This window comes from Streptomyces hygroscopicus subsp. hygroscopicus (assembly GCF_001553455.1).
GTDB lineage: Bacteria > Actinomycetota > Actinomycetes > Streptomycetales > Streptomycetaceae > Streptomyces > Streptomyces hygroscopicus.
In genome coordinates this window covers 1-20887 of record NZ_BBOX01000123.1, presented here as the reverse complement: position 1 = coordinate 20887, position 20887 = coordinate 1, and the positions used below count along the sequence as shown (strand labels likewise).

Sequence of the window (20887 nt, the reverse complement as noted above, 5' to 3'; positions counted from 1 at the left end):
CCCCGCCGGCTTCGGCGGAGCGGTGAAGGAGTACGGCGGCCACGGGCCGCTGAGCTCCAGGGTGACGGCGGGGTGGCGCTCCCGCAGAGCGGTCACCGTCCGGGTGAACTCCTCCGTGCGTTCGTCGGGCACCAGATAGGAGTTGTTCAGCACCATCCACCCCTCGTACGCGGCCAGCGCGGCGTCCTGCGGCGGATGCGCGGCCGTCGCCACCGCGAGCGCGGCGAGGGAGGCGTGGATCTCCTCCGCCCGCTCGGTCGCCCGCAGATGCGCGGTCTCCTGGTCCTGCCGCTGGGCCCGCCGGCGCAGCAGATAGGCGGTCCCCGGACTCTGGTCGCCGCCGTCGCGCTCCTCCGGGTCGGGCAGGAAGGACCTGGGGTCGACATACGCCTTGACGCCCCATTCGGTGCGGCCCGCCACCCGCCGCAGCGTGGCCGTGAAGTCGTCCCGGCGCTCCCGGAGCATCGCCCGGACCCGGTCGTCGTCGTGGTAGAGCGTGGCGAAGCGCAGCGGGATGACCTGGCCGTGGCGGGCCACGCCGTTGATCACCCGGTGGTGGGCGCGGGCGGTGCGCTCCAGCCATTCCAGGTCCTCCAGATGGTCGCGCAGCGCGTTCTCGTCGAAGTCCGTCAGCGGTACGGAGCCCACCACGGCGGCCAGCCCCGCGCTCTGGACCAGGCGCACCGGCTCGTCCGCCACACCGGTCAGCCCGTGCGGCGCCGTGCCGCCCCCGGGGTCGGCCGTCACCGCGTACAGCCAGGTGGCGAGGGTCTCGGTCACCGTTCGTCCTCCCGCTCCACGTCGCGCTCCTCCTCCCGCCGCGCGCCGTGGCCGTCCTCCAGCTCGCCGACGCGCCGCCGCAGTCGTTCGTTCTCCTCCAGGGCGTCCCGGGCGTGGGAGGAGAGCGTGGGGTCGTGCTCCCACCAGTCGATGCCCATCTCCTTGGCCCGGTCCACGGAGGCGACCAGCAGCCGGATCTTGATCGTCAGCAGTTCGATGTCCAGCAGGTTGATCTGGATGTCGCCGGCGATGACGATGCCCTTGTCCAGCACCCGTTCCAGGATGTCGGCCAGGCTGGAGGGCTCGGCGCTCCGGCGGGCGGGTTCGGGCGCGGCACCGGCCCGCCGGGCCGGCACGTTCCAGTCGGAGCTCTGGCTCATGTCCGGTTCTCCGCCCTGCCTCGGTAGTAGCGCTCGGCGCGGCGGTAGGTGACGAGTTCGCCGTCGTCGTCCAGTTCGACGCGGTACTCGGCGAGGATGTCGGTGGAGTCCGGTATCCGGTGCGTCTCCGCGACCTCGATGCCGACGACCCAGCCGCCCTCCCGGCGCTCCAGCGAGGTCACGCCTTCCGGGTCCCGCCCGGTCAGCTGCGCCACCTGGCGCGCCGCGCTGCGGGCGGCCCCGCGGGCGCCCAGGGCGGCGCGCCGGGGCCGCTCCCGCTCATGGCCGCGCTCGCGCCGGTCCGGCTCGTCGGGGGGCTCGCGTCGGTCCCGTTCGGTACCGGGCCGGGTGCGGGGCCGGTCCTCGCGGGAGGGCTCCTCCCGGTGGCGGTCCTCGCGCGGCCGCTCCTCGGGCCGGTCGGGCCGCCGCTCCTCGGGCCGGTCGGGCCGCCGCTCCTCGCGGGGCACGCTCACACCTCCATGCCCCCGCCGGGCGGCCCCTGGGACATCAGCCTGCGGACCAGCTCGTCCTCTTCCCGGGCCGCCTCCTCCTCGCTGAGTTCGCCGCTGTCCCGCGCCTCCGCGACCTCCTGCAGCCGCTCCTTGATCACCTCGGGGTCGTACAGCTGCCGGTGGGCCTCGTCGTGGATCCGCTCGGCGATCCAGACCACACCGCGCACCGGGGCCAGCGGCAGCGTGACCAGTCCGGTGAACACTCCCATGGCTACTCATCGCCTTCCTTGCCCTCGCGCAGTGCGTCGGCCACGAAGTCGTACGGCGCCAGCGGGCCGAGCAGGCGCATCCGGACCCGGCCGTGCCAGTGCTCGGCGAGTTCCTCGGCCGCCTCCTCGAACGCCTGCCGCCTGCCGTCCTCCACCAGGAACGAGGCGTTGACCAGCCCTTCGGCGGAGGACGGCTCCTCCGACACCGAGGCCAGCGCGTACGGCCCCAGCCGGCGGCCGAGTTCCAGCGCGTCCACGCTCCGCTTGGCGGCGATGCTGTCCATGACCAGCCGGCCGAGCTGGATCCGCTGGTCGTAACCCGCCTCCTCCGGCAGCCCCCGCAGCTCCTCGCGGAGCCGCGCGGCCTCCGGCTGTTCCAGAACCACCTCGCGCAGCACCGCGTCCTGTTCGTACCGGGCCCGCACGGTGAACTGCGCACAGCCCTGGAGCCGCTCGAAGCCACGGGCGAAGTCGTCGTGCCCCTCGGTCAGCAACTCGTCGGTGACCGCGGTGATGTCGCGCACCACGGTGCCGAAACGGAACGGCAGCACCGGTGCGGACTGCGCGGCCAGGGTGTCCAGCACCCTGGCGTGGGTGCGCAGGTCGTCGGGGGTGCCCAGCGGTTTGCCGGTGGGCACCTCGCTCACCACGGCGGCCTGGCCGCCGTGGCGGACCAGGGTCACCGGGGCCTCCGGATCCCCGACCGCGGGCAGGTCCTTGACCGACTCATCGGTCCGGTCGTCCGTGACGACCCCGTAGACATAGCAGGCACGTCCGTCCTCGGCCATCACCGCTCGCGCTCCCTGTGGCTGGTGGAACCCCTGGTGCGCCGGGGCCTCGTCCGCTCCTCGGCCTCGGGTTCCCGGTCCTCCTCGTCATCGCCCTGGAGCAGATCCGAAACGGATTCCTTGACGCCCTCCAGAGCACCCTTGGTCTTCTTCTTGCCGCCGCTCTCCTGGATCTGGTCCATGAGGCCGGGCAGACCGTGGGTCTCGGTACCGCTGCGGGCGATGTCGAGCCGGTTGGTCGCCTCCGCGAACCGCAGATACGTGTCCACGCTGGCGACGACGATACGGGCGTCGATGGTCAGGATCTCGATGCCCACCAGGGACACCCGCACATACACGTCGATGACCAGGCCCTTGTCCAGGATGAGGTCGACCACGTCGACCAGGGCGCTGGAGCTCGCCCGGTCCAGATACTGGCTCTGCTGCTGGCGTGCTACGGTCACCGCGCTCACCCGTTCCGGGGGCGGGATCCGTCAGCGGCGCGCCCGCCGCCGCACGGGCTCCTCGTCCTCGTCCTCTTCGTATTCATCCCCGGGCTCCTCGCCCTCCTCGTACTCCTCGGGCTCCTCGGGCTCCTCGGGCTCCTCGGGCTCCTCGCCCTCCTGGTATTCCTCGCGCTCCTCCGGCTCTTCCTCCTCGGGCTCCTCGCCCTCCTCGGGCTCCCGCCCCTCCTCTTCTTCCTCCTCCACGACCTCACCGTCGTGCACCGTGCCGCGCCAGCCCACGACCTCGTCGGGGTTGACCAGCACCTCGCGCATGAGATGGCGGCGGAAGTGCTTCAGCTCCAGCCGCACCCGGCGGCCCTGGGCGCGCCAGAGGTTGCCGGTGCGCTCCATGAACCCCTGCGGCCAGTACTCCAGGACGAACAGGATGCGGGTCAGCTCGGGGGCCAGTTCATGGAAGGTGATCGTGCCGTCGACATGGCCCTTGTCGGCCCGCGACTTCCAGATGATCCGCTTGTCGGGCACCTGCTCGATGACCTCTGCCCGCCACTTGCGGTGCGACCAGAACACCTGAGCCTTCCATTCGGACTCGGTCCCGTTGCCGTCCTCGTCCTCGTTCCGGACGGCCTCGACCTTCTTCATGTACGAGGGGAAGTTCTCCCACTCCGTCCAGAGGTTGTAGGTGAGGGAGAGCGGCGCACCCACATCGATCTGCTCCACGATGTTGGTGACCTTGATCTTCTTCCCGCCCTTGCCGCCGCCTCCGCCGTCGCCCCCGCCGCCGAGGCCCGGGATCAGGCTCTTGGCCTTGTCCACGAACTTGCCCTTGACCTGCTCCTTCACCTGTTCCTTGGCCTTGTCGACGACCGTGTCCTGGACCTGCTCCTTGATCTGGCCCAGCCCGCCCTTCAGGGGCTTCAGCGCTCCCCCGAGACCGCCGTGACCGGGGTTGTCTCCCAGGTGGGTGACCGATTGCAGGGCCCTTTCGCCCAGCGCGATCAGCAGTCCCTGCGCTTCCTTCAGCAGGCGGTCGGTGGGCAGTTCCGCGGCGAGTCCGCCGGTCCGGCCCTTGTGGAGTTCCTCAGCCATGGCCCTCACCCCTTGCATCGCCGCGCGTCCCCTTCGGAACCGTCCGCTTCCGGGTCTGCGCCGGACGGTCGGCCGGTCTGCGCTGCTGTCCGGCGCGCTCGCGCGACCCGCCCTCACGGGAGCGTGCGGCACTCCCGCGCTCGTGCTCCTCGTGTTCTTCCGGCTCCTCGCCCTCTTCCGGTTCCTCCGGTTCCCCGTGCTCCTCCGCTTCCGGTGTCCGGTCCCCGGCACCGCCGGTGCGCAGCGACGCGGCGCGCCGCTCCAGCTGGTCGCTCAGGGCGTCGATGCGGTTACTGGCCGCCGACATGGCCGCCTCCCGGCCCGCGGACACCAGGCGGCTGCCGATGTCCTGGCCGAGCCTGCCGAGTTCGGAGGACTTCAGCTGCTCGACGCCCGGCGGACTGATACCGGAGGCGAGGCGTTTCCCCGCGGCGAGACCGGCGAGGGCGAGGACCAAGGTGCCCTTATGGCCGCGCCCGAAGAGATAACCGCTGACGAAGGCCAGCATCACCCGGCAGTTCTTCATGATCGCTTCTCCTCCCGGCGGCGAACGAGGGAGTCGTTTCGTCACACATAACCAAGTATGGTGCATTTCACCCTATTCAGTGACCCGAGGGGCCGATACCTTCGGGGGAACGGGACTCCCTCTGGACCGAGGTCTCGGGCACCGGGACTCCGTACGGCGAGACGTCACGGACCGGGGCTCCGTACGGCGAGACCTCGCGGACCGGGGCTCCGTACGGCGAGACCTCGCGGACCGGGGCTCCGTACGGCGAGACCTCGCGGACCGGGGCTCCGTACGGCGAGACCTCGCGGACCGAGTCCTCGTACGGCGAGACCTCGGAGACCGGGGACGAGGGTCCGTCAGGCCGCCAGCGCCGGATGCAGTACCACCTTGGTGTAGCCCTCCACCCGCTTGTCGAACTTCTCGTACGCCTGCGGCGCCCGGTCCAACGGGAGTTCATGGGAGACCACGAAACTCGGCTTGGCCCGCCCCGCGATGATCAGGTCGCGCAGCTGGCGGTTGTAGCGCTTGACGTTGCACTGGCCCGTGCCCATCCGCTGCCCCTTCTCGAACATCCGGCCGATGGAGACCAGCAGCTGACCGCGTTTGGCGTGCTCATCGACGGCGCCGGGGTCGGAGGGGACGTACAGCCCCGGCACCCCGAGCCGTCCGGTCGCCCGCACCGTGTCGACCAGCGAGTTGAGCACGAGCGCGGGCTCCTCATGACCGGCGTCGTGCGCCTGGGCCTGGTAACCCACCGCGTCGATGCCCTTGTCGGTGCCCTCGCCGCCGGTGCGGTCCTTGATCTGTGCCACCGGGTCGCCCTGGGTGAAGTCGATCGGGACGGCGCCGATCTCCCGGGCCTTGTCCAGCCGCTCGGGGACCCGGTCCACCACGAACACCGTGGCGGCGCCGCGCAGCATCGCGGAGTAGGCGGCCATCAGCCCCACCGGTCCCGCGCCGTAGACGACCACGCTCTCGCCCGGGGAGACCTCGGCCAGCTCACAGCCGTGATAGCCGGTCGGGAAGATGTCGGCGAGCAGGATGAAGTCGGTCTCGAACTCCTCTCCCGGGGGCAGCTTCAGGCAGTTGAAATCGGAGAAGGGGACCCGCATCCGCTCGGCCTGCCCGCCCGGGTAGGGGCCCATCGCCACGTAGCCGTAGGCGCCGCCCGCGAAGCCGGGGTTGACGGTGAGACAGAATCCGGTGTCGCCCGCGAGGCAGTTCTTGCAGAATCCGCAGGCCACGTTGAACGGCATGACCACGCGGTCGCCCTTGGACAGCGAGACGACACCGGAACCGGTCTCCTCGACGACGCCGAGGTTCTCGTGGCCGAAGACGATGCCGGGCTCGGCCGCCGTACGGCCCTCGTACATGTGCAGGTCCGAGCCGCAGATCGCGCTGGACGTGACGCGCACGATCACATCGTTCGGATGCTCGATCTGGGGCTCGTCGACGTCCCTGACGGTCACCGAGTAGGGCTTTTCATAGACGACGGCTTTCACCTGGATCACCTCCGCGTCGGTCGCTGACGAGCGGCGGTGGTGGCGGACAGGCCGTGGTCCCAGGGTGTCTCGGCCACCACCGGGTACTTCCAGCGAACCGCCGTCGAACGCCCGGCGCAAGCGGACCGCCGACGGGCCCGTCAGCCGACCGCTCAGCCGACCGCTCAGTCGACCGCGACCCAGTCCAGGGTGCGCTGGACGGCCTTCTTCCAGCCCGCGTAACCCCGCTCCCGGGCCTCCTCGTCCCACCGGGGCTCCCAGCGCCGGGACTCGCTCCAGTGGGCGCGCAGCTCATCGGTGTCCCGCCAGAACCCCGTGGCCAGCCCCGCGGCGTAGGCGGCGCCCAGGGCCGTGGTCTCGGCGACCACGGGGCGGCTGACCGGCACACCCAGCACATCGGCCTGGATCTGCATGCACAGCTCGTTCTCGGTCACCCCGCCGTCCACGCGCAGCACGTCCAGGTGGATTCCGGCGTCCCGCTCCATGGCCTCCACCACGTCCCGGCTCTGGTAACAGATGGCCTCCAGGGTGGCGCGGGCCAGGTGGCCGTTGGTGTTGAAGCGGGTGAGGCCGACGATCGCGCCCCGGGCGTCGGAGCGCCAGTACGGGGCGAAGAGCCCGGAGAACGCGGGCACGAAGTACACCCCGCCGCTGTCCTCGACGGTGCGGGCGAGCCGTTCGCTCCCGGCGGCGTCGTCGATCATCTTCATCTGGTCGCGCAGCCACTGGACGGCCGAGCCGGTGACGGCGATCGAACCCTCCAGGGCGTAGACCGGAGCGTCGTCACCGAACTGGTAGGCCACGGTCGTGAGCAGCCCGCTGGACGAGCGGATCAGCTCCCGTCCGGTGTTGAGCAGCAGGAAGTTACCGGTGCCGTAGGTGTTCTTGGCCTCACCGGGGGCGAAGCAGACCTGGCCGACCGTGGCCGCCTGCTGATCGCCGAGGACACCCGTGATGGGGGTGGCGGTGCGCAGCGGACGGGAGGTGCGGGCCCGGCCGTACGCCTCGGGATGGGAGGAGGGGCTGATCGTCGGCAGCATGGCCCGCGGGATGCCGAAGATCTCCAGCAGTTCGTCGTCCCAGTCCAGCGTCTCCAGGTTCATCAGCATGGTGCGGCTGGCGTTGGTGACATCGGTGGCGTGGATACCGGCGCCGGGGCCGCCGGTGAGGTTCCACAGCACCCAGGCGTCCGTGTTGCCGAAGAGGGCGTGGCCGCGTTCGGCGGCCTCGCGGACGCCGTCGACGTTCTCCAGAATCCACTTGATCTTGCCGGCCGAGAAGTAGGTGGCCGGCGGCAGCCCCGCCTTGCGGCGGATGACCTCGCCATGGCCCTCCCGTTCGAGGGCGGCCGCGATGGCATCGGTGCGGGTGTCCTGCCAGACGATGGCGTTGTAGTACGGACTGCCGTCGCGCGGATCCCAGATCACCGTGGTCTCGCGCTGATTGGTGATGCCGATCGCGGCCAGGTCGGCGGAGGAGATCCCGCCCGCGCGGAGGGCGTTCTGCATCACCGAGTTGGTGCGCTCGTAGATCTCCACCGGGTCGTGCTCGACCCAGCCGGCGCGCGGCAGGATCTGGCGGTGCTCCAGCTGGTACCGCGCCACCTCGTCACCGTCGTGGTCGAAGATCATGAAGCGGGTGCTGGTGGTTCCCTGGTCCACCGCACCGACGAATTCCGGCATGTTGCCGCCTCTCGTGGTGGGTCCGGCGCGGATCTCGGGGACGGGCCCGGACCGGCTGCCCGGAGCGAGCCCGGACCGGCTACTCGGGAGGGGGAACGCGGCCCACCTCCGGTCCGGGCACCGGGAGGTAGCGGCTGATCAGGACCTTGTACAGGGCGGCTCCGACGAGCCCGCCGACGAGCGGGCCCACGATCGGCACCCAGAAGTAGAAGTTCCCGTACTGGTCCCGCCAGGCACCGTGGTAGCCGGTGAGGAAGCTCGCGAGCCGGGGGCCGAAGTCACGGGCCGGGTTGATGGCGTATCCGGCGTCGCCTCCCCACGCCATGCCGATGGCGACCACGATCAGGCCGATGATGAAGGGGCCCAGATTGGCCTTCGGGGGGTCGTTCAGCACGTCGGTGACGGCGAAGATGAGCAACATCAGGATCGCGGTGCCGATGATCTGGTCGCGCAGCGCGCCCCATTCGCTCACCGGCAGCACGCCGTTGCCGGGCAGCGTGGAGAAGACGAACTGGGTCTTGACGGTGTGCCCCGGATCGGCGTGCGCCAGCGCCTCGGTGTAGTTCCAGCGCACCAGCAGGGCACCGATGAACGCGCCGAGCGTCTGGGCCACGGTGTACGGCAGGACCTTGCGCCAGGGGAAGTCCCTGAAGGTCGCCAGGGCGAGGGTGACCGCCGGGTTGATATGGGCCCCGCTGAGCCGCGCCGACACATACACGCCGAAGGTGACGCCCAGCCCCCACGCCCAGGCGATGGAGTCGTGCGCGCCGAGCCCGCCCGGGGGCTTGGTGAGGGCGCCCCCGGCCACGACCTGGGCCACGACACCGCAGCCGAACAGGATCAGCACCATGGTCCCCGCGAACTCCGCGCAGAGCTCGCCGAGCAGTGCCGGCCTCGCATGGTTTCGGTTCGGGGCGGTCATGGGCCCATCGTGGTCGCGCGGCGGCGCGGCGGCCCGTCCTGGTCCGCCGTCCGGGGCACGGGCGGCGGATCCGGGTCTGTACGGACCGGGGTGTCGCCCGGTACCAAGGTCATGACAACATCACCCTCGCCATCACCGTCCGGCAACACCACCCCTCACCCCCCAGCGGAAACAGGACGACACCGATGCCGACCACCGGAGCCCCGACGAACTGGGCCGGGAACATCACCTTCTCCGCCGCCCGGCTGCACCACCCGGACACCGCCGACGAACTGCGGCGCATCGTCGGCTCCGCCGACCGGGTACGGGTGCTGGGCACGGGGCACTCCTTCAACCGCATCGCCGACACCGACGGCGATCTGGTGAGCCTGGACCGGCTCCCGCACCGGGTGGAGATCGACCCGGGGAAGCGCACGGCGACCGTCGCGGCGGGCATGCGCTACGCCCAGGTGGCCCAGGCCCTGCACGCGGAGGGTTTCGCGCTGGCCAACCTCGCCTCACTGCCGCACATCACGGTCGCGGGGGCCTGCGCCACCGCCACCCACGGCTCGGGGAGCACCCAGCGCTGCCTGGCGGCGGCCGTCGCCGGACTGGAGATCGTCGGCCCCGGGGGCGAGCTGACCCGGATCACCCGGGACGACGACCCGGACCGGCTGAACGGCGCCGTGGTCGGGCTCGGCGGACTGGGCGTCGTCACCGCCATGACGCTGGACATCGAGCCCGCCTACGACGTGGCCCAGTGGGTGTGGACCGGGCTTCCGCTGGACCGGCTGGACGACAGCTTCGAGGAGATCTTCGGCGCCGCCTACAGCGTCAGCGTCTTCACCGACTGGCGCTCGGGCGAGGGCGTGGTGTGGCTGAAGTGCCGCACCGATCTGCCCGGTCCCCCGGCGCCGGAGGAGCCGTGGCTGGGGGCCCGCCCGGCCGACCGCCACCACCACCCGGTACCCGCGATGCCCCCGCTGCACTGCACCGAGCAGCTGGGCGCGCCGGGGCCGTGGCATGAGCGGCTGCCGCACTTCCGCCCGGACTTCACCCCGAGCAACGGGGACGAGTTGCAGTCGGAGCTGCTGCTGCCGTGCGAGGCGGCCTCGGCGGCCTTCGCGGCGCTGCGCGGTCTGGGCGAGCGGATCGCGCCCGTGGTGCAGGTGTCCGAGGTCCGCACGGTCGCGGCGGACGAGCTGTGGCTGAGCCCCGCGTACGGCCGGGACAGCGTCGCCTTCCACTTCACCTGGCTGCCCGACCACGAGGCGGTGATGGAGGTGGTGGCCGCCATGGAGGAGGAGCTGCTGCCGCTGGGGGCGCGGCCGCACTGGGGCAAGCTGACGTCGGCCACGCCGGAGCGGATCCTCTCCTCTTACGACCGAGCCGCCGACTTCGCCCGGCTGCTGGCCGGGCACGACCCGGCGGGGAAGTTCCGCAACGCCTATCTGGAGGGCTACTTCCCCACCGGGTGAGAGCGGCCCCAGCGGTCCGCCCGGGGTAGCGCGGCCCCGGCGGTCCGCCCGGGTGGGAGCGACTCCGGCTGGTGCTCAGCCGGCCCAGGACCATTCGGCGACCTCGGGCAGATCGGTGCCGTGCTCGCGGATCCAGGCGTGGTGGCGGGTGCGGGCATCCTGCATCCGCTGCCGTACGGCCGCGGCGCGCACCGCGAGCCCCGGGGTCCGGTCGATGACGTCCATGACCAGCCGGTAGCGGTCCAGGTCGTTGCGGACCACCATGTCGAACGGCGTGGTGGTGGTGCCCGCCTCCTTGTAACCGCGCACATGGAGGTGCGGGTGGACGGCCCGGCGGTAGGACAGCCGGTGCACCAGCCACGGGTAGCCGTGGTACGCGAAGATGACCGGCCGGTCGCGGGTGAACAGGGCATCGAACTCGTGCTCCGTCATCCCGTGCGGGTGCTCCTCCTTCGGCAGCAGCCGGGTCATGTCGACGACGTTGACCACGCGCACAGCCACGTCGGGCAGGTGGCGTCGCAGGATCCCGGCGGCCGCGAGGACCTCCTGGGTGGGCACGTCGCCCGCGGCGGCCAGCACCACGTCCGGCTCCCGCGCGCCGGTCTCGGTACCGGCCCAGTCCCAAATCCCGGCGCCGCGGGCGCAGTGGGCCCGCGCCTGGTCCAGGTCGAGCCAGTCGAAACAGGGCTGTTTGCCCGCGACGACGACATTGACGTAGTCGCGGGTGCGCAGGATGTGGTCGGCCACGCAGAGCAGGGTGTTGGCGTCCGGCGGCAGGTAGACGCGCACCACTTCGGGACTCTTGTTGAGCACGTGGTCGACGAACCCGGGGTCCTGGTGCGAGAAGCCGTTGTGGTCCTGGCGCCACACATGCGAGGTCAGCAGGTAGTTGAGGGAGGCCACGGGGCGCCGCCAGGGCAGTGAACGGGAGGTCTTCAGCCATTTGATGTGCTGGTTGACCATGGAGTCGACGATGTGCACGAACGCCTCGTAGCAGGAGAAGAGGCCGTGCCGTCCGGTCAGCAGATAGCCCTCCAGCCAGCCCTGGCAGAGGTGCTCGGAGAGGACCTCCATGACCCGGCCGTGCCGCCCGAGGTGCTCGTCGGTGGGGAGGGTGGCCTCCTGCCACGCCTTACCGGTGGCCTGGTAGAGGGCCTCCAGCCGGTTGGAGGCGGTCTCGTCCGGGCCGACGACCCGGAAGTCACGACGGGTGTCGGTGTCCTCCATGACCTTCGCCAGCAGCCCGCCGAGGACCCGGGTCGGCTCGTGCAGGGTCACACCGGGCTTGTCCACCGGGACCGCGTACCGCTCCAGACCGGGCAGCGGCAGCGAGCGCAGCAGCAACCCGCCGTTGGCGTGCGGATTGGCGCCCAGCCGGCGGTCGCCCTCCGGCACCTCCGCCAGGACGTGCGGCCTGGGCCGCCCGTCGCCGTCGAACAGCTCCTCGGGACGGTACGACCGCAGCCAGCGCTCCAGCTGCCGCAGGTGCTCGGGGTTCTCCCGGACACCCGGCAGGGGGACCTGGTGGGCGCGCCAGGTGCCCTCCACCGGGAGCCCGTCGACCTCCTCGGGGCCGGTCCAGCCCTTGGGCGTACGGAGCACGATCACCGGCCAGCGCGGCCGCTGGGCGATGCCCTCCTCGCGGGCGGTGCGCTGGAGCAGGGCGATCCGGTCCAGTGCCTGGTCCAAGGCGTGCGCCATGGCCCGGTGCACCTCGAACGGTTCGTCCCCGGCGACGTGGATCGGCTCATGGCCGTATCCCCGCAGCAGCTCGTCCAGCTCGGGCCGGGGCAGCCGGGCGAGCACCGTGGGGTTGGCGATCTTGTAGCCGTTGAGGTGGAGGATCGGCAGGACGGCGCCGTCGTGGACGGGGTCCAGGAACTTGTTGGCGTGCCAGGAACCGGCCAGCGGCCCGGTCTCGGCCTCGCCGTCGCCGATGACGCAGGCGACCAGCAGTCCCGGGTTGTCCAGTGCGGCCCCGTAGGCGTGGGCGAGGGAGTAGCCCAGCTCGCCGCCCTCATGGATGGAGCCGGGCGTCTCGGGGGCGACATGGCTGGGCACTCCGCCGGGGAAGGAGAACTGCCGGAAGAGCCGGGCCATGCCCGCCGCGTCCCGGCTGACATCCGGGTAGACCTCGGAGTAGCTGCCGTCCAGCCAGGATCCGGCGACCACCGCGGGACCGCCGTGCCCGGGGCCCCAGACGCAGATGGCGTCCAGGTCGCGCTCCTTGATGACGCGGCCCAGGTGGGTGTGGACGAGGTTGAGTCCCGGTGAGGTGCCCCAGTGGCCCAGCAGCCGGGGCTTGATGTGATCCGGGCGCAGCGGCTCGGTCAGCAGCGGATTGGCCAGCAGATAGATCTGGCCCGCCGCGAGGTAGTTGGCGGCGCGCCAGTGGGCGTCCAGGGCGCGGATCCGGTCGTCGGCGAGCCCGCTCCCCGGCGAGCCCGTCGTGGTCGGTGCGTCTGGCATGGACTTCTCTCCCTCTTCCCTGTGATGTCCGGCTTCCCTGCGATGTCCGGTTTTCTTGCGATCCGGCTTCGCTGCGATGTCCGGCTTCCGGGGGTACCCGGCTTCCCCGGAATGCCCGGTTGCGTACCCTGCTCGGTGCTCTCCCGTTATGTGCTGTCATGTGCCCGGTGAGAGGCCCTCGCTCGTGGTCTCCTACCCCGCGCCCGGTGTTGCGCCCCGGCGCGTGGTGTCCGCCGTGTGCCCGGTGATGCGCCCCCGCTCGTGGTGTCCGGTCGTGGGCCTGGTGCTGCGCTCTGGCTCCCGGTCCCTGGTCGTGGGCCGGTGCTGCGGCCCCGTTCCTGACCTCCTGTCATGCGCCCTGCCATGTGCCCGCTGGGTGCGCCGCCGGCCGTTCAGACCCGTTCCGGCACGATCACCACCGGGCAGGGCGCGTGGTGCAGGGCCGCGTGGGCGATGCGGCCGAGCTGGAGCCCGACAGTGTGACCGTGGCCGCGGCGGGCGCCGAGGACCAGCAGATCGGCGGTGGCCGCCGCGTGGAGAAGCGCCTTGCGGGCCGTTCCCTCGGCCGTCTCGCCGTGGACGGTGACCTCGGGGTGGTCCCGTCGGGGGGTCCGCAGGGCGTTGTCCAGCGTCCGCTCCGCCCGTGCCCAGTGGGCACGGACCGGGTCCCCGTTCATCAGCAGATCATCCGTCATCTCCCCGGCCGGGCAGCGCCACGCCCGTACAGCCTCCAGCACGCTGCCGCGCGCCGCGGCCTCGCGGAAGGCGAACCGGGTCGCGGCCGACGGACCGGCCGCCCCGCGCACGCCGAGCACGATCCGGCCGAAGGCGCCACGCCGGTTGGGCTCCCCGCCGCGTACGAGGGTCACCGGGCACGAGGCGCGGGCGGCGACCGCGAGACCGACCGAGCCGAGGAGCAGCCCGGCCAGTTCGCCCCGCCCGCGGGAGCCGGTGACCAGGCCCGACGCGTCCAGACCCGCGCGCAGCAGCGCGGCGGCCGGGTCCTCCGGCAGGACCTCGGCGGAGATCTTCACATCGGGTCGGTACCGGTGGGCGCGCTCCGCGGCGGAGGCGACGATCTCCTCGGCCCTGGCCTGCTCCCAGGGGCGCTCGGGGCCGCCGGCGGGTGCGATGCCCTCGTACCGCTCCCACAGGGAGGCGTGGACGAGCCGCAGCGGCACACCGTACCGGGCCGCCTCGTCCACCGCCCAGTCCACCGCCTGAAGGCTGTGGTGCGATCCGTCGACGCCCACCACCAAGGGAAGCTCCACCTTTTCCCACCACCTTCCGCGCGGTGTGCCCGCGCCGAGGCCCGCTGAGGCCCGCGCCGTCCCGACGCCTTACACCCTCCTCGCCGTGCGGGACCGGACGCGAGGGGCGCTTCGGCCCCGCCGGGGGTCGTTCGGCCCAGGGCATCCCTGCGGGCCGAACGGTCCCGAGCGGACCCCGGGCAGCCCAAGAGGACGGCCGGGACGCCGTCCGAAGCTGGGACCGGACCGGGGAGGCAGGATGAAGCATCGCAAAATCGGCAACGTGATGACCGACGACGTCGTACGGGTGAGGTCCGGGGCCTCGTTCGACGAGATCGACGCGCTGCTCTCCCGGCACCGCATCAACGGGCTGCCGGTGGTGGACGAGGACGACAAGGTGGTCGGCGTGGTCACCGGGACCGATCTCAGCCGGCCCGCCCCGACGGCCGGACAGCTGATGTCACGGCCCGCGGTCACCGTGCGCCCCCAGGACAGCATCGTGGACGCGGCCCGCGCGATGGACCGCCATCGCGTCGAGCGGCTTCCCGTCGTCGATGAGGAGGACCGGCTGATCGGCATCGTCACCCGCCGGGATCTGCTGCGGATCTTCCTCCGCCCGGACGACGAGATCCGCGACGAGGTGATCGACGAGGTGCTGGTCCGCTCGCTGTGGATCGGCCCGCAGTCCGTCGCGGTCACCGTGACCGACGGCATCGTGCGGCTGGAGGGGCAGCTGGACCGGCACAGCGAGATCCCCATCGCGGTCCGGATGGCCGGACAGGTGGACGGCGTGGTCGCCGTCGTGAACCGGCTCACCTACCGGATCGACGACTCCGTCGGCCGGGGAGGTGCGCGGCGATGACCCATCCGGCCAAGCCGGTGCGGAACGGGCGGGTGGTGGTGGGCCTGGACGGCTCCGACAGCGCCCGGGCCGCGCTGGACCTCGCGATCGCCGAGGCCCGGCGCCGTGCCGCCACGCTGGAGATCGTGCACGCCTGGCCGTGGGCCCGCACCGACCCGCTCGCCTTCGACCCGGACAACGAACCGCGGCGGCCCCCGGTGGAGATCGCCAGGACCGTGCTCCGACTGGCCGTGGCACGGGCCCAGGAGCGGGAGCCGGGGCTGCGGATCGTGCCCACGCTGACGGCGGAGGACGCGGTGCCCGAGCTGCTGCGGATCGGCGCGGACGCCGCCCTGATCGTCATCGGCAGCCGGGGGCTGGGCGGATTCACCGGGCTGCTGCTCGGCTCGGTCGGGCTGCGGCTGGCCGCCCACACCCGGCGCCCGCTGCTGGTGGTGCGCGGCGGGCCACCAGCGGCGTACGGGCCCGAGGGCCACGGCAAGGTGCTGGTCGGGCTGGAGAGCGGCGCGGACGGGGCGGCGGCCCGGTTCGCCTTCGAGGAGGCGGTCCGGCGCCGGGCGCGGCTGCGGGTGCTCTACGCCTGGGCGCGGCCGCGGGTCTTCACGGGCGATCACACCCTGCCCGCGCGGGAGGTGGGGGCGCTGCGCGCCGAGCGGGAGCAGACGGTGGCCTACGGCGTGGTGGCCGCCCTGCGCGAGGAGTTCGGCCAGGTGCGGGTGCGGGAGCACACCTCCACCAGCACCCCGGCGCAGGCGCTGGTGGAGGCGTCGCGGGCGGCGGACGTTCTGGTGGTCGCCGTACAGCGGCGCCCGGCCAGGCTGGGCATGCAGCTCGGCCCGGTCACCCATGCGGTGCTGCACCATGCGCACTGCCCGGTGGTGCTGGTCCCGGTCGAATAGACCGGCCGGTGGGCGCGGTCCGGTGGACCGGCGACGCTCCCGCGGTCGCCGCGTTGCCCGGTCGGCCCCGCGCTCCGAGTCCGCCGGAGGCGAGGACGGGAGGGACGAGGCCCCTTGAAGGGGCCGGTGTCCGACAGGTCGGGCCCTGGGCGCCGGGGAAAGCCGGTGGGCCCCGTCACCCCAGGCGCCGGGACACCAGCAGACCCCGCCACCCCAAGCACCAGGACGCCAGCAGACCCCGCCACCCCAAACACCAGAACACCAACGGACCCCGCCACCCCAAACACCAGAACACCAGCAAGCCCCACCACCCCAAACACCAGAACACCAACGGACCCCGCCACCCCAAACGCCAGAACACCAGCAGACCCCGCCACCCCAAGCGCCAGGACGCCTGGGGACACCGCCACCCCCAAGCGCCGGAAAGGGCCGGTTGACCTGATACCGGGGCCCACCCCGGGACCGGTCGGCCCTGTCGGCGGCGGCCCGGTCATGGTCCGCTGGAAGTGGCACCGGGGGCATCCGGCAGACGCGGAGAAGCGGACGTCCGAGTACCGCGCACCGCGCAATCAGGGCCCGCGAGAAGCGGGCGCCCCCGGCGCCCCTCCGGCTGGGCCCTTCCCGGCGGCGGCCGGGGTGGGCCGGAGATTCCGGCACGCCGCCGCCGTCGTCGTCCGGGAAGCACCGCGGGCCGTGGGCGCCGCGGTCGCCGTGGCTGCCGCGGGGTGGTGGCGAGGCCGGATACGGCCGGCCGCCGGCGGTCAGCGGCTGCACTCCCCGGAGGTGAAGTGAACGAGCCGCCGAGTGGCTCCTGCCGGGAAGGAGGCAGCGATGGCGCGTCCCGTCACCGTCGGCCTGGACGGTTCGCCCGAGAGTTTGGCCGCCGCCGGCTGGGCGGCGCACGAGGCCCGTTCGCGCGAGGCGCCGCTGCGGCTGGTGAACGCGTGGCCGGGGCCCGATCAGATGGACCTGACCCCGGGCCGGGAGGCCGCCTGGCACTACTGGGCCGAACGCGCGCTGCGCTCGGCGCGTGCCGAGCTGGACGCCGACCACCCGGACGTGACGATCCTCACCGACCAGATCCCCGGGCAGCCGGCGCCCGTTCTGCTGGCCGAGGCGGAGCGCGCCCAGCTGCTGGTGGTGGGGTCCCGCTCGATCGGCGCGGTCGCCGGTTTCTTCCTCGGCTCCGTCGGCCTGGAGCTCGCCGCCCGCGCGGTGAACCCCGTGGTGCTGGTGCGGGCGGACGGACACGAGGACCGGCACGGCGATGTGGTGGTCGGGGTGGAGCCGGGCGAGCCGGGCGGCGACATCCTGGAGTTCGCCTTCGACGCCGCGGTCCGGCGCGACGGCGTACTGCGGGCCGTGTACGCCAGCCGGGTCCCCGCCATCCGGGGCGACGCCCCCTGGGTGGTGGACGTGGGGCTGAGCGACGCCCGCAAGGAGGCGGAGCACGCGCTGGGCGAGGTGTTGGCGCCGTGGCGGAACAAGTTCCCCGGGGTGCGCATCTTCGAGGAGATCGCGTCGGACAGCCCGGCCCGGCGGCTGGTGGGTGCGGCGGCGGGGACGGCGCTGATGGTCGTGGGCCGCGGCCCGCGCCATGTCGGGTTCGGCCCCCGGCTGGGGCCAGTCACCCAGGCCGTGGCGCACCACGCCGCCTGTCCGGTCGCGGTAGTGCCCCAGCGATAAGCCCTCGGGAGCGTGCGACGACGGCCCATCGGCGACGAACGGCAGCGAACGGCGGCGACGTACGACGGCGGCGATGAACGGCAGCGACCAACCGCCGGGAACGGCCGGAACGACCAGGAACGGAGCGCACAGCAGCGGAACAGGACCGCAGCGGAAACAGACCGCAGAGGAACAGGACCGCAAGGGAAACAGACAGCAGGTGAACAGGACCGCAGCGGAACAGGACCGCAGACGAAGCTGAAGACAACCGGAGCAAGTAAGGGAAAACGGCCATGAAAGCACTCGTCTTCCACGGGCCGGGGCAGTCCGCCTGGCAGGAAGTGCCCGACCCCGAGCTCGAGGCCCCCACCGACGCGATCGTCCGGATCGGCACCGTGACCATCTGCGGCACCGATCTGCACATCCTCCGCGGCGAACTGCCCGAGGTGACTCCCGGCAGGGTGCTCGGCCACGAGGGGGTCGGCGAGGTTGTCGAGACCGGCGCCGATGTCCGCGGGGTCCGCCCCGGTGACCGGGTGCTGATCTCGTGCATCTCGGCCTGCGGCCACTGCCGGTTCTGCCGGGAGCGCGCCTACGGACAGTGCCGGGGCGGCGGGGGCTGGATCCTGGGCCACACGGTCGACGGCACCCAGGCCGAGTACGTCCGGGTGCCCTTCGCCGATCTGTCCACGCACCCGCTGACGGGCTCGGCCGAGGGCCATGACGCCGTGCTGCTGTCGGACGTCTTCCCCACCGCCTACGAGGTGGGCGTCCTCAACGGCCGGGTGGGGCCGGGCGACACGGTCGTGGTGGTGGGCGCCGGTCCCATCGGGCTGGCCTCGATCGCCACCGCGCAGTTCTACTCCCCCGGCCGGATCATCGCCATCGATCCGGACGCGGCCCGGCTGGACGCCGCCAAGCGGGTCGGTGCCGACGCGGTGGCGGATTCCGCCGAGGACCCGGAGCGGCTGGTGGACGACCTCACCGAGGGGCTCGGCGCCGATGTGGTGATCGAGGCGGTGGGGAGCCCGCGGAGCTTCGAGAGCTGTACCCGCATGGTGCGGCCGGGCGGCAGGGTCGCCAACGTCGGGGTGCACTCCCGGCCCGCACGGCTCCACCTCGAGGAGCTGTGGATGAAGAACGTGACGATCACCACCGGGCTGGTCGACGCCTATTCCACGCCCACCCTGCTCTCCTTGCTGACCGCCGGGCGGCTGCCCGCCTCCACGCTGATCACCCATCTCTTCGAGCTGGACCAGATGGAGGAGGCGTACGACATCTTCGCCCGCGCGGCCGACACCGGTGCGCTCAAGATCGCGCTCGGTGAGGCCGCCCGTCCGCTGGTGACCCGGGAGAAGTGAACGCGGAGGTGGCGCGCATGCCGGCGTCCATCACCGTCGGCGTCGACGGTTTCCCCGAGAGCCCGCGGGCCGCGCACTGGGCGGCGCGCGAGGCCCTGCTGCGCGATCTGCGGCTGCGTCTGGTCCACGCCTGGCCCCCGCTGTCGCCCGCGGCCCGGACGCTCCCCCACGAGGACGCCCCCGACCACTGGGCGCAGCGGCTGCTGACCGACCTGGTGGGCGAATTGCACGATGCCTATCCGGGGTTGCGGGTCACCGCCGAGCTGGTGCCCCAGGCCCCCGTGCCCGCGCTGCTGGCCGCGGCCCGGGACGCCGAGATGCTGGTGCTCGGATCGCGGGGGCGCGGCACCCCCGGCGGCTTCCTCCTCGGTTCGACCGGCCGCCACGTCCTGGCGCACGGGGAACGGCCGGTGATCATGGTGCATGCCGACGACAGCCCGCTGACCGCCGATGTGGCCGTCGGGGTGTCCCTGCCGGAGCCGGACGAGGAGCCGCTGCGGTTCGCCTTCGACGCCGCCGCCCGGCGTGGTGGCGCACTGCGCGCCGTGCACGCGGGCGCGAGCGGTCCGCAGGACGAGGAGGCGGACGCGCTCGGCGAGGCGCTGCGGCCGTGGCGGGAGAAGTACCCCGGGGTGCCGGTGGCGGAGACCCTCTCCGCGGAGCGGGCGCCGCTCGGGGTGGTGCACGCCGTGCCGGGCTCCGGGCTGCTGGTGCTGGGCCGCGCGGAGACCGTGCCGGGCCCGGTCCCCCAGCTGGGCTCGGTGGTCCACGCGGCGGTGCACCACGCCCCGTGCCCGGTGGCGGTGGTCCCGTGCGGCTGAACCGGGACGGAACGCGCGGGCCCTCCGGACGTCCGGAGGGAGGACGAGGGAGGACGAGGGAGGACGAGGGAGGACGAGGGAGGACGAGGACGACGATGTCGGACGCGATGACCACCGACCTCTACGAGGCGACGATGGCCCTGTCGTATCTGCGCGAGGGCATGACCGCCCCGGCCACGTTCGACCTCTACGCCCGCCGGCTGCCGCCCGAGCGGGGTTTCCTGGTCGCCGCCGGTCTGGAGCCGGCGCTGGACTATCTGTCCGGCTTCCGCGTGGGGCCGGAGGACGTGGCGGCGTTCGCCGCGGCGATGCACCGCCCGTACGAGGACCTCGAACCCCTGCTGGGACTCGGCTTCGACGGCGAGGTGCGGGCGGTGCCCGAGGGGCGCGTCGTCCTGGCCGGGGAGCCGCTGCTGGAGCTGACCGCCCCGCTGCCGCAGGCCCAGCTGGTCGAGACGTATCTGCTGGGGCAGCTGAACCATCAGACCACCGTCGCCTCCAAGGCCGCCCGCTGTGTGCTCGCGGCGCAGGGGCGTGCGGTGGTGGACTTCTCGCTGCGCCGCACCCACGGCCCCCAGGCCGGGCTGCAGGCGGCACGGCTGGGCGCGCTGACCGGGTTCGCGGCGACCAGCAATGTCGCGGCGGCCGACGCCTACGGGATCGAGGCCACCGGGACGATGGCGCATGCGTACATCGAGGCGTTCCCGGACGAGGAGACCGCGTTCCGCGCCTTCGCCCGTACCCATCCCGGCCCGGTCACCTTCCTGGTGGACACCTATGACACGGCGGCCGGAGTGGCCACCGCGGCGCGGGTGCTGCGCGAGCTGGGTCCCGGGCCCAGCAGCGCGATCCGGCTGGACAGCGGGGACCTGGGCGAGGAGGCGGTACGGGCGCGGGCGATCCTCGACGCGGCGGGGCTGCCGGAGGTGCGGATCGTGGCGAGCGGCGGGCTCGACGAGTACGCCGTGCAGGAGCTGATCCGTTCGGGCGCGCCGATCGATGTCTTCGCCGTGGGCACCCGGGTGGGGGTGTCGGCGGACGCCGCCTACCTCGACACCGCGTACAAGCTGGTCGCCTACGACGGGGAACCGGTGATGAAACTGTCCTCGGCCAAGGCCACGGCCCCCGGCCCCAAGCAGGTGTGGCGCCGCCCCGGCTACGCCGATGTGATCGGCGAGCGGGACGAGCTTCCGCCGCACGGCGGGACGCCGCTGCTGGAGACCATGATGCGGGCGGGCCGGCGGACCGCGGCGCCCGACACCCTCGACCGCGCCCGGCGGCGGTTCGG

Annotated in this window: 20 protein-coding genes; 7 read left to right on the top strand and 13 right to left on the bottom strand. The window is 72.7% G+C overall.

The features are described from left to right. The 11 genes from AXW62_RS14330 to AXW62_RS14280 form a co-directional block, all read right to left on the bottom strand. On the bottom strand, positions 1-780 hold a 780-nt coding region (locus AXW62_RS14330; RefSeq protein WP_060944869.1), incomplete at its 3' end, for a GvpL/GvpF family gas vesicle protein. Then, complete coding sequence (locus tag AXW62_RS14325; protein ID WP_060944868.1) at positions 777-1160, bottom strand: gas vesicle protein; 384 nt, start codon at positions 1158-1160, stop codon at positions 777-779. The genes AXW62_RS14330 and AXW62_RS14325, both read right to left, overlap by 4 nt. After that, a complete protein-coding gene (gene gvpO, locus AXW62_RS14320; RefSeq protein WP_252368604.1) occupies positions 1157-1633 on the bottom strand; it encodes a gas vesicle protein GvpO in 477 nt (158 codons plus the stop codon). Before gvpO ends, AXW62_RS14325 begins: the two co-directional genes overlap by 4 nt. After that, positions 1630-1881 carry a gas vesicle protein GvpG gene (locus tag AXW62_RS14315; RefSeq protein ID WP_060944866.1) on the bottom strand — a complete coding sequence of 84 codons (252 nt, stop codon included), beginning with the start codon at positions 1879-1881 and terminating at the stop codon, positions 1630-1632. Before AXW62_RS14315 ends, gvpO begins: the two co-directional genes overlap by 4 nt. 2 nt (positions 1882-1883) lie before the next feature. Beyond that, positions 1884-2669 carry a GvpL/GvpF family gas vesicle protein gene (locus AXW62_RS14310; RefSeq protein ID WP_060944865.1) on the bottom strand — a complete coding sequence of 262 codons (786 nt, stop codon included), beginning with the start codon at positions 2667-2669 and terminating at the stop codon, positions 1884-1886. After that, on the bottom strand, positions 2669-3112 hold the full coding sequence (gene gvpJ, locus AXW62_RS14305; RefSeq protein WP_079105439.1) for a gas vesicle protein GvpJ: 444 nt from the start codon (positions 3110-3112) through the stop codon (positions 2669-2671). The genes AXW62_RS14310 and gvpJ overlap by 1 nt, the downstream gene beginning before the upstream one ends. Before the next feature lie 30 nt (positions 3113-3142). Next, the gene (locus tag AXW62_RS14300) at positions 3143-4201 is read right to left on the bottom strand and encodes an SRPBCC family protein (RefSeq protein ID WP_060944864.1); all 1059 of its coding nucleotides are present in this window, start codon (positions 4199-4201) and stop codon (positions 3143-3145) included. Further along, positions 4194-4727 (bottom strand): hypothetical protein, encoded by a 534-nt coding sequence (locus tag AXW62_RS14295; protein WP_060944863.1) that lies wholly within the window; start codon positions 4725-4727, stop codon positions 4194-4196. The genes AXW62_RS14300 and AXW62_RS14295 overlap by 8 nt, the downstream gene beginning before the upstream one ends. A gap of 338 nt (positions 4728-5065) precedes the next feature. Beyond that, positions 5066-6211: a glutathione-independent formaldehyde dehydrogenase gene (locus tag AXW62_RS14290; RefSeq protein WP_060944870.1), complete on the bottom strand. Its 1146-nt coding sequence runs from the start codon at positions 6209-6211 to the stop codon at positions 5066-5068. A 164-nt stretch (positions 6212-6375) separates the two neighbouring features. After that, a complete protein-coding gene (gene glpK, locus AXW62_RS14285) occupies positions 6376-7893 on the bottom strand; it encodes a glycerol kinase GlpK (protein ID WP_060944862.1) in 1518 nt (505 codons plus the stop codon). 79 nt (positions 7894-7972) lie between these two features. Beyond that, on the bottom strand, positions 7973-8815 hold the full coding sequence (locus AXW62_RS14280; protein ID WP_060944861.1) for an MIP/aquaporin family protein: 843 nt from the start codon (positions 8813-8815) through the stop codon (positions 7973-7975). A gap of 185 nt (positions 8816-9000) precedes the next feature. Between AXW62_RS14280 and AXW62_RS14275 the strand changes: the two genes are divergently transcribed. Further along, positions 9001-10272 (top strand): FAD-binding protein, encoded by a 1272-nt coding sequence (locus AXW62_RS14275; RefSeq protein WP_060944860.1) that lies wholly within the window; start codon positions 9001-9003, stop codon positions 10270-10272. A 75-nt stretch (positions 10273-10347) separates the two neighbouring features. Here AXW62_RS14275 and AXW62_RS14270 read toward each other — a convergent pair whose 3' ends face one another. After that, positions 10348-12741, bottom strand: a complete 2394-nt coding sequence (locus tag AXW62_RS14270) for a phosphoketolase family protein (protein ID WP_060944859.1) — start codon at positions 12739-12741, stop codon at positions 10348-10350. A gap of 392 nt (positions 12742-13133) precedes the next feature. Next, positions 13134-14012, bottom strand: a complete 879-nt coding sequence (locus AXW62_RS14265) for a universal stress protein (RefSeq protein WP_060944858.1) — start codon at positions 14010-14012, stop codon at positions 13134-13136. A gap of 238 nt (positions 14013-14250) precedes the next feature. Here AXW62_RS14265 and AXW62_RS14260 point away from each other — a divergent pair, with 238 nt between their 5' ends. The 6 genes from AXW62_RS14260 to AXW62_RS14235 all read left to right on the top strand — a co-directional run. After that, complete coding sequence (locus AXW62_RS14260) at positions 14251-14853, top strand: CBS domain-containing protein (protein WP_060944857.1); 603 nt, start codon at positions 14251-14253, stop codon at positions 14851-14853. Further along, positions 14850-15752, top strand: a complete 903-nt coding sequence (locus AXW62_RS14255; RefSeq protein WP_060944856.1) for a universal stress protein — start codon at positions 14850-14852, stop codon at positions 15750-15752. The genes AXW62_RS14260 and AXW62_RS14255 overlap by 4 nt, the downstream gene beginning before the upstream one ends. Before the next feature lie 831 nt (positions 15753-16583). Continuing rightward, a complete protein-coding gene (locus tag AXW62_RS14250; RefSeq protein WP_060944855.1) occupies positions 16584-17438 on the top strand; it encodes a universal stress protein in 855 nt (284 codons plus the stop codon). Between the two features lie 272 nt (positions 17439-17710). Next, positions 17711-18778, top strand: coding sequence for a zinc-dependent alcohol dehydrogenase family protein (locus tag AXW62_RS14245; RefSeq protein WP_060944854.1), 1068 nt, complete (start codon positions 17711-17713; stop codon positions 18776-18778). A gap of 17 nt (positions 18779-18795) precedes the next feature. Next, positions 18796-19599, top strand: coding sequence for a universal stress protein (locus AXW62_RS14240; protein WP_063817585.1), 804 nt, complete (start codon positions 18796-18798; stop codon positions 19597-19599). 95 nt (positions 19600-19694) lie between these two features. Next, the coding region (locus tag AXW62_RS14235) for a nicotinate phosphoribosyltransferase (protein WP_060944852.1) at positions 19695-20887 on the top strand (1193 nt) is incomplete at its 3' end.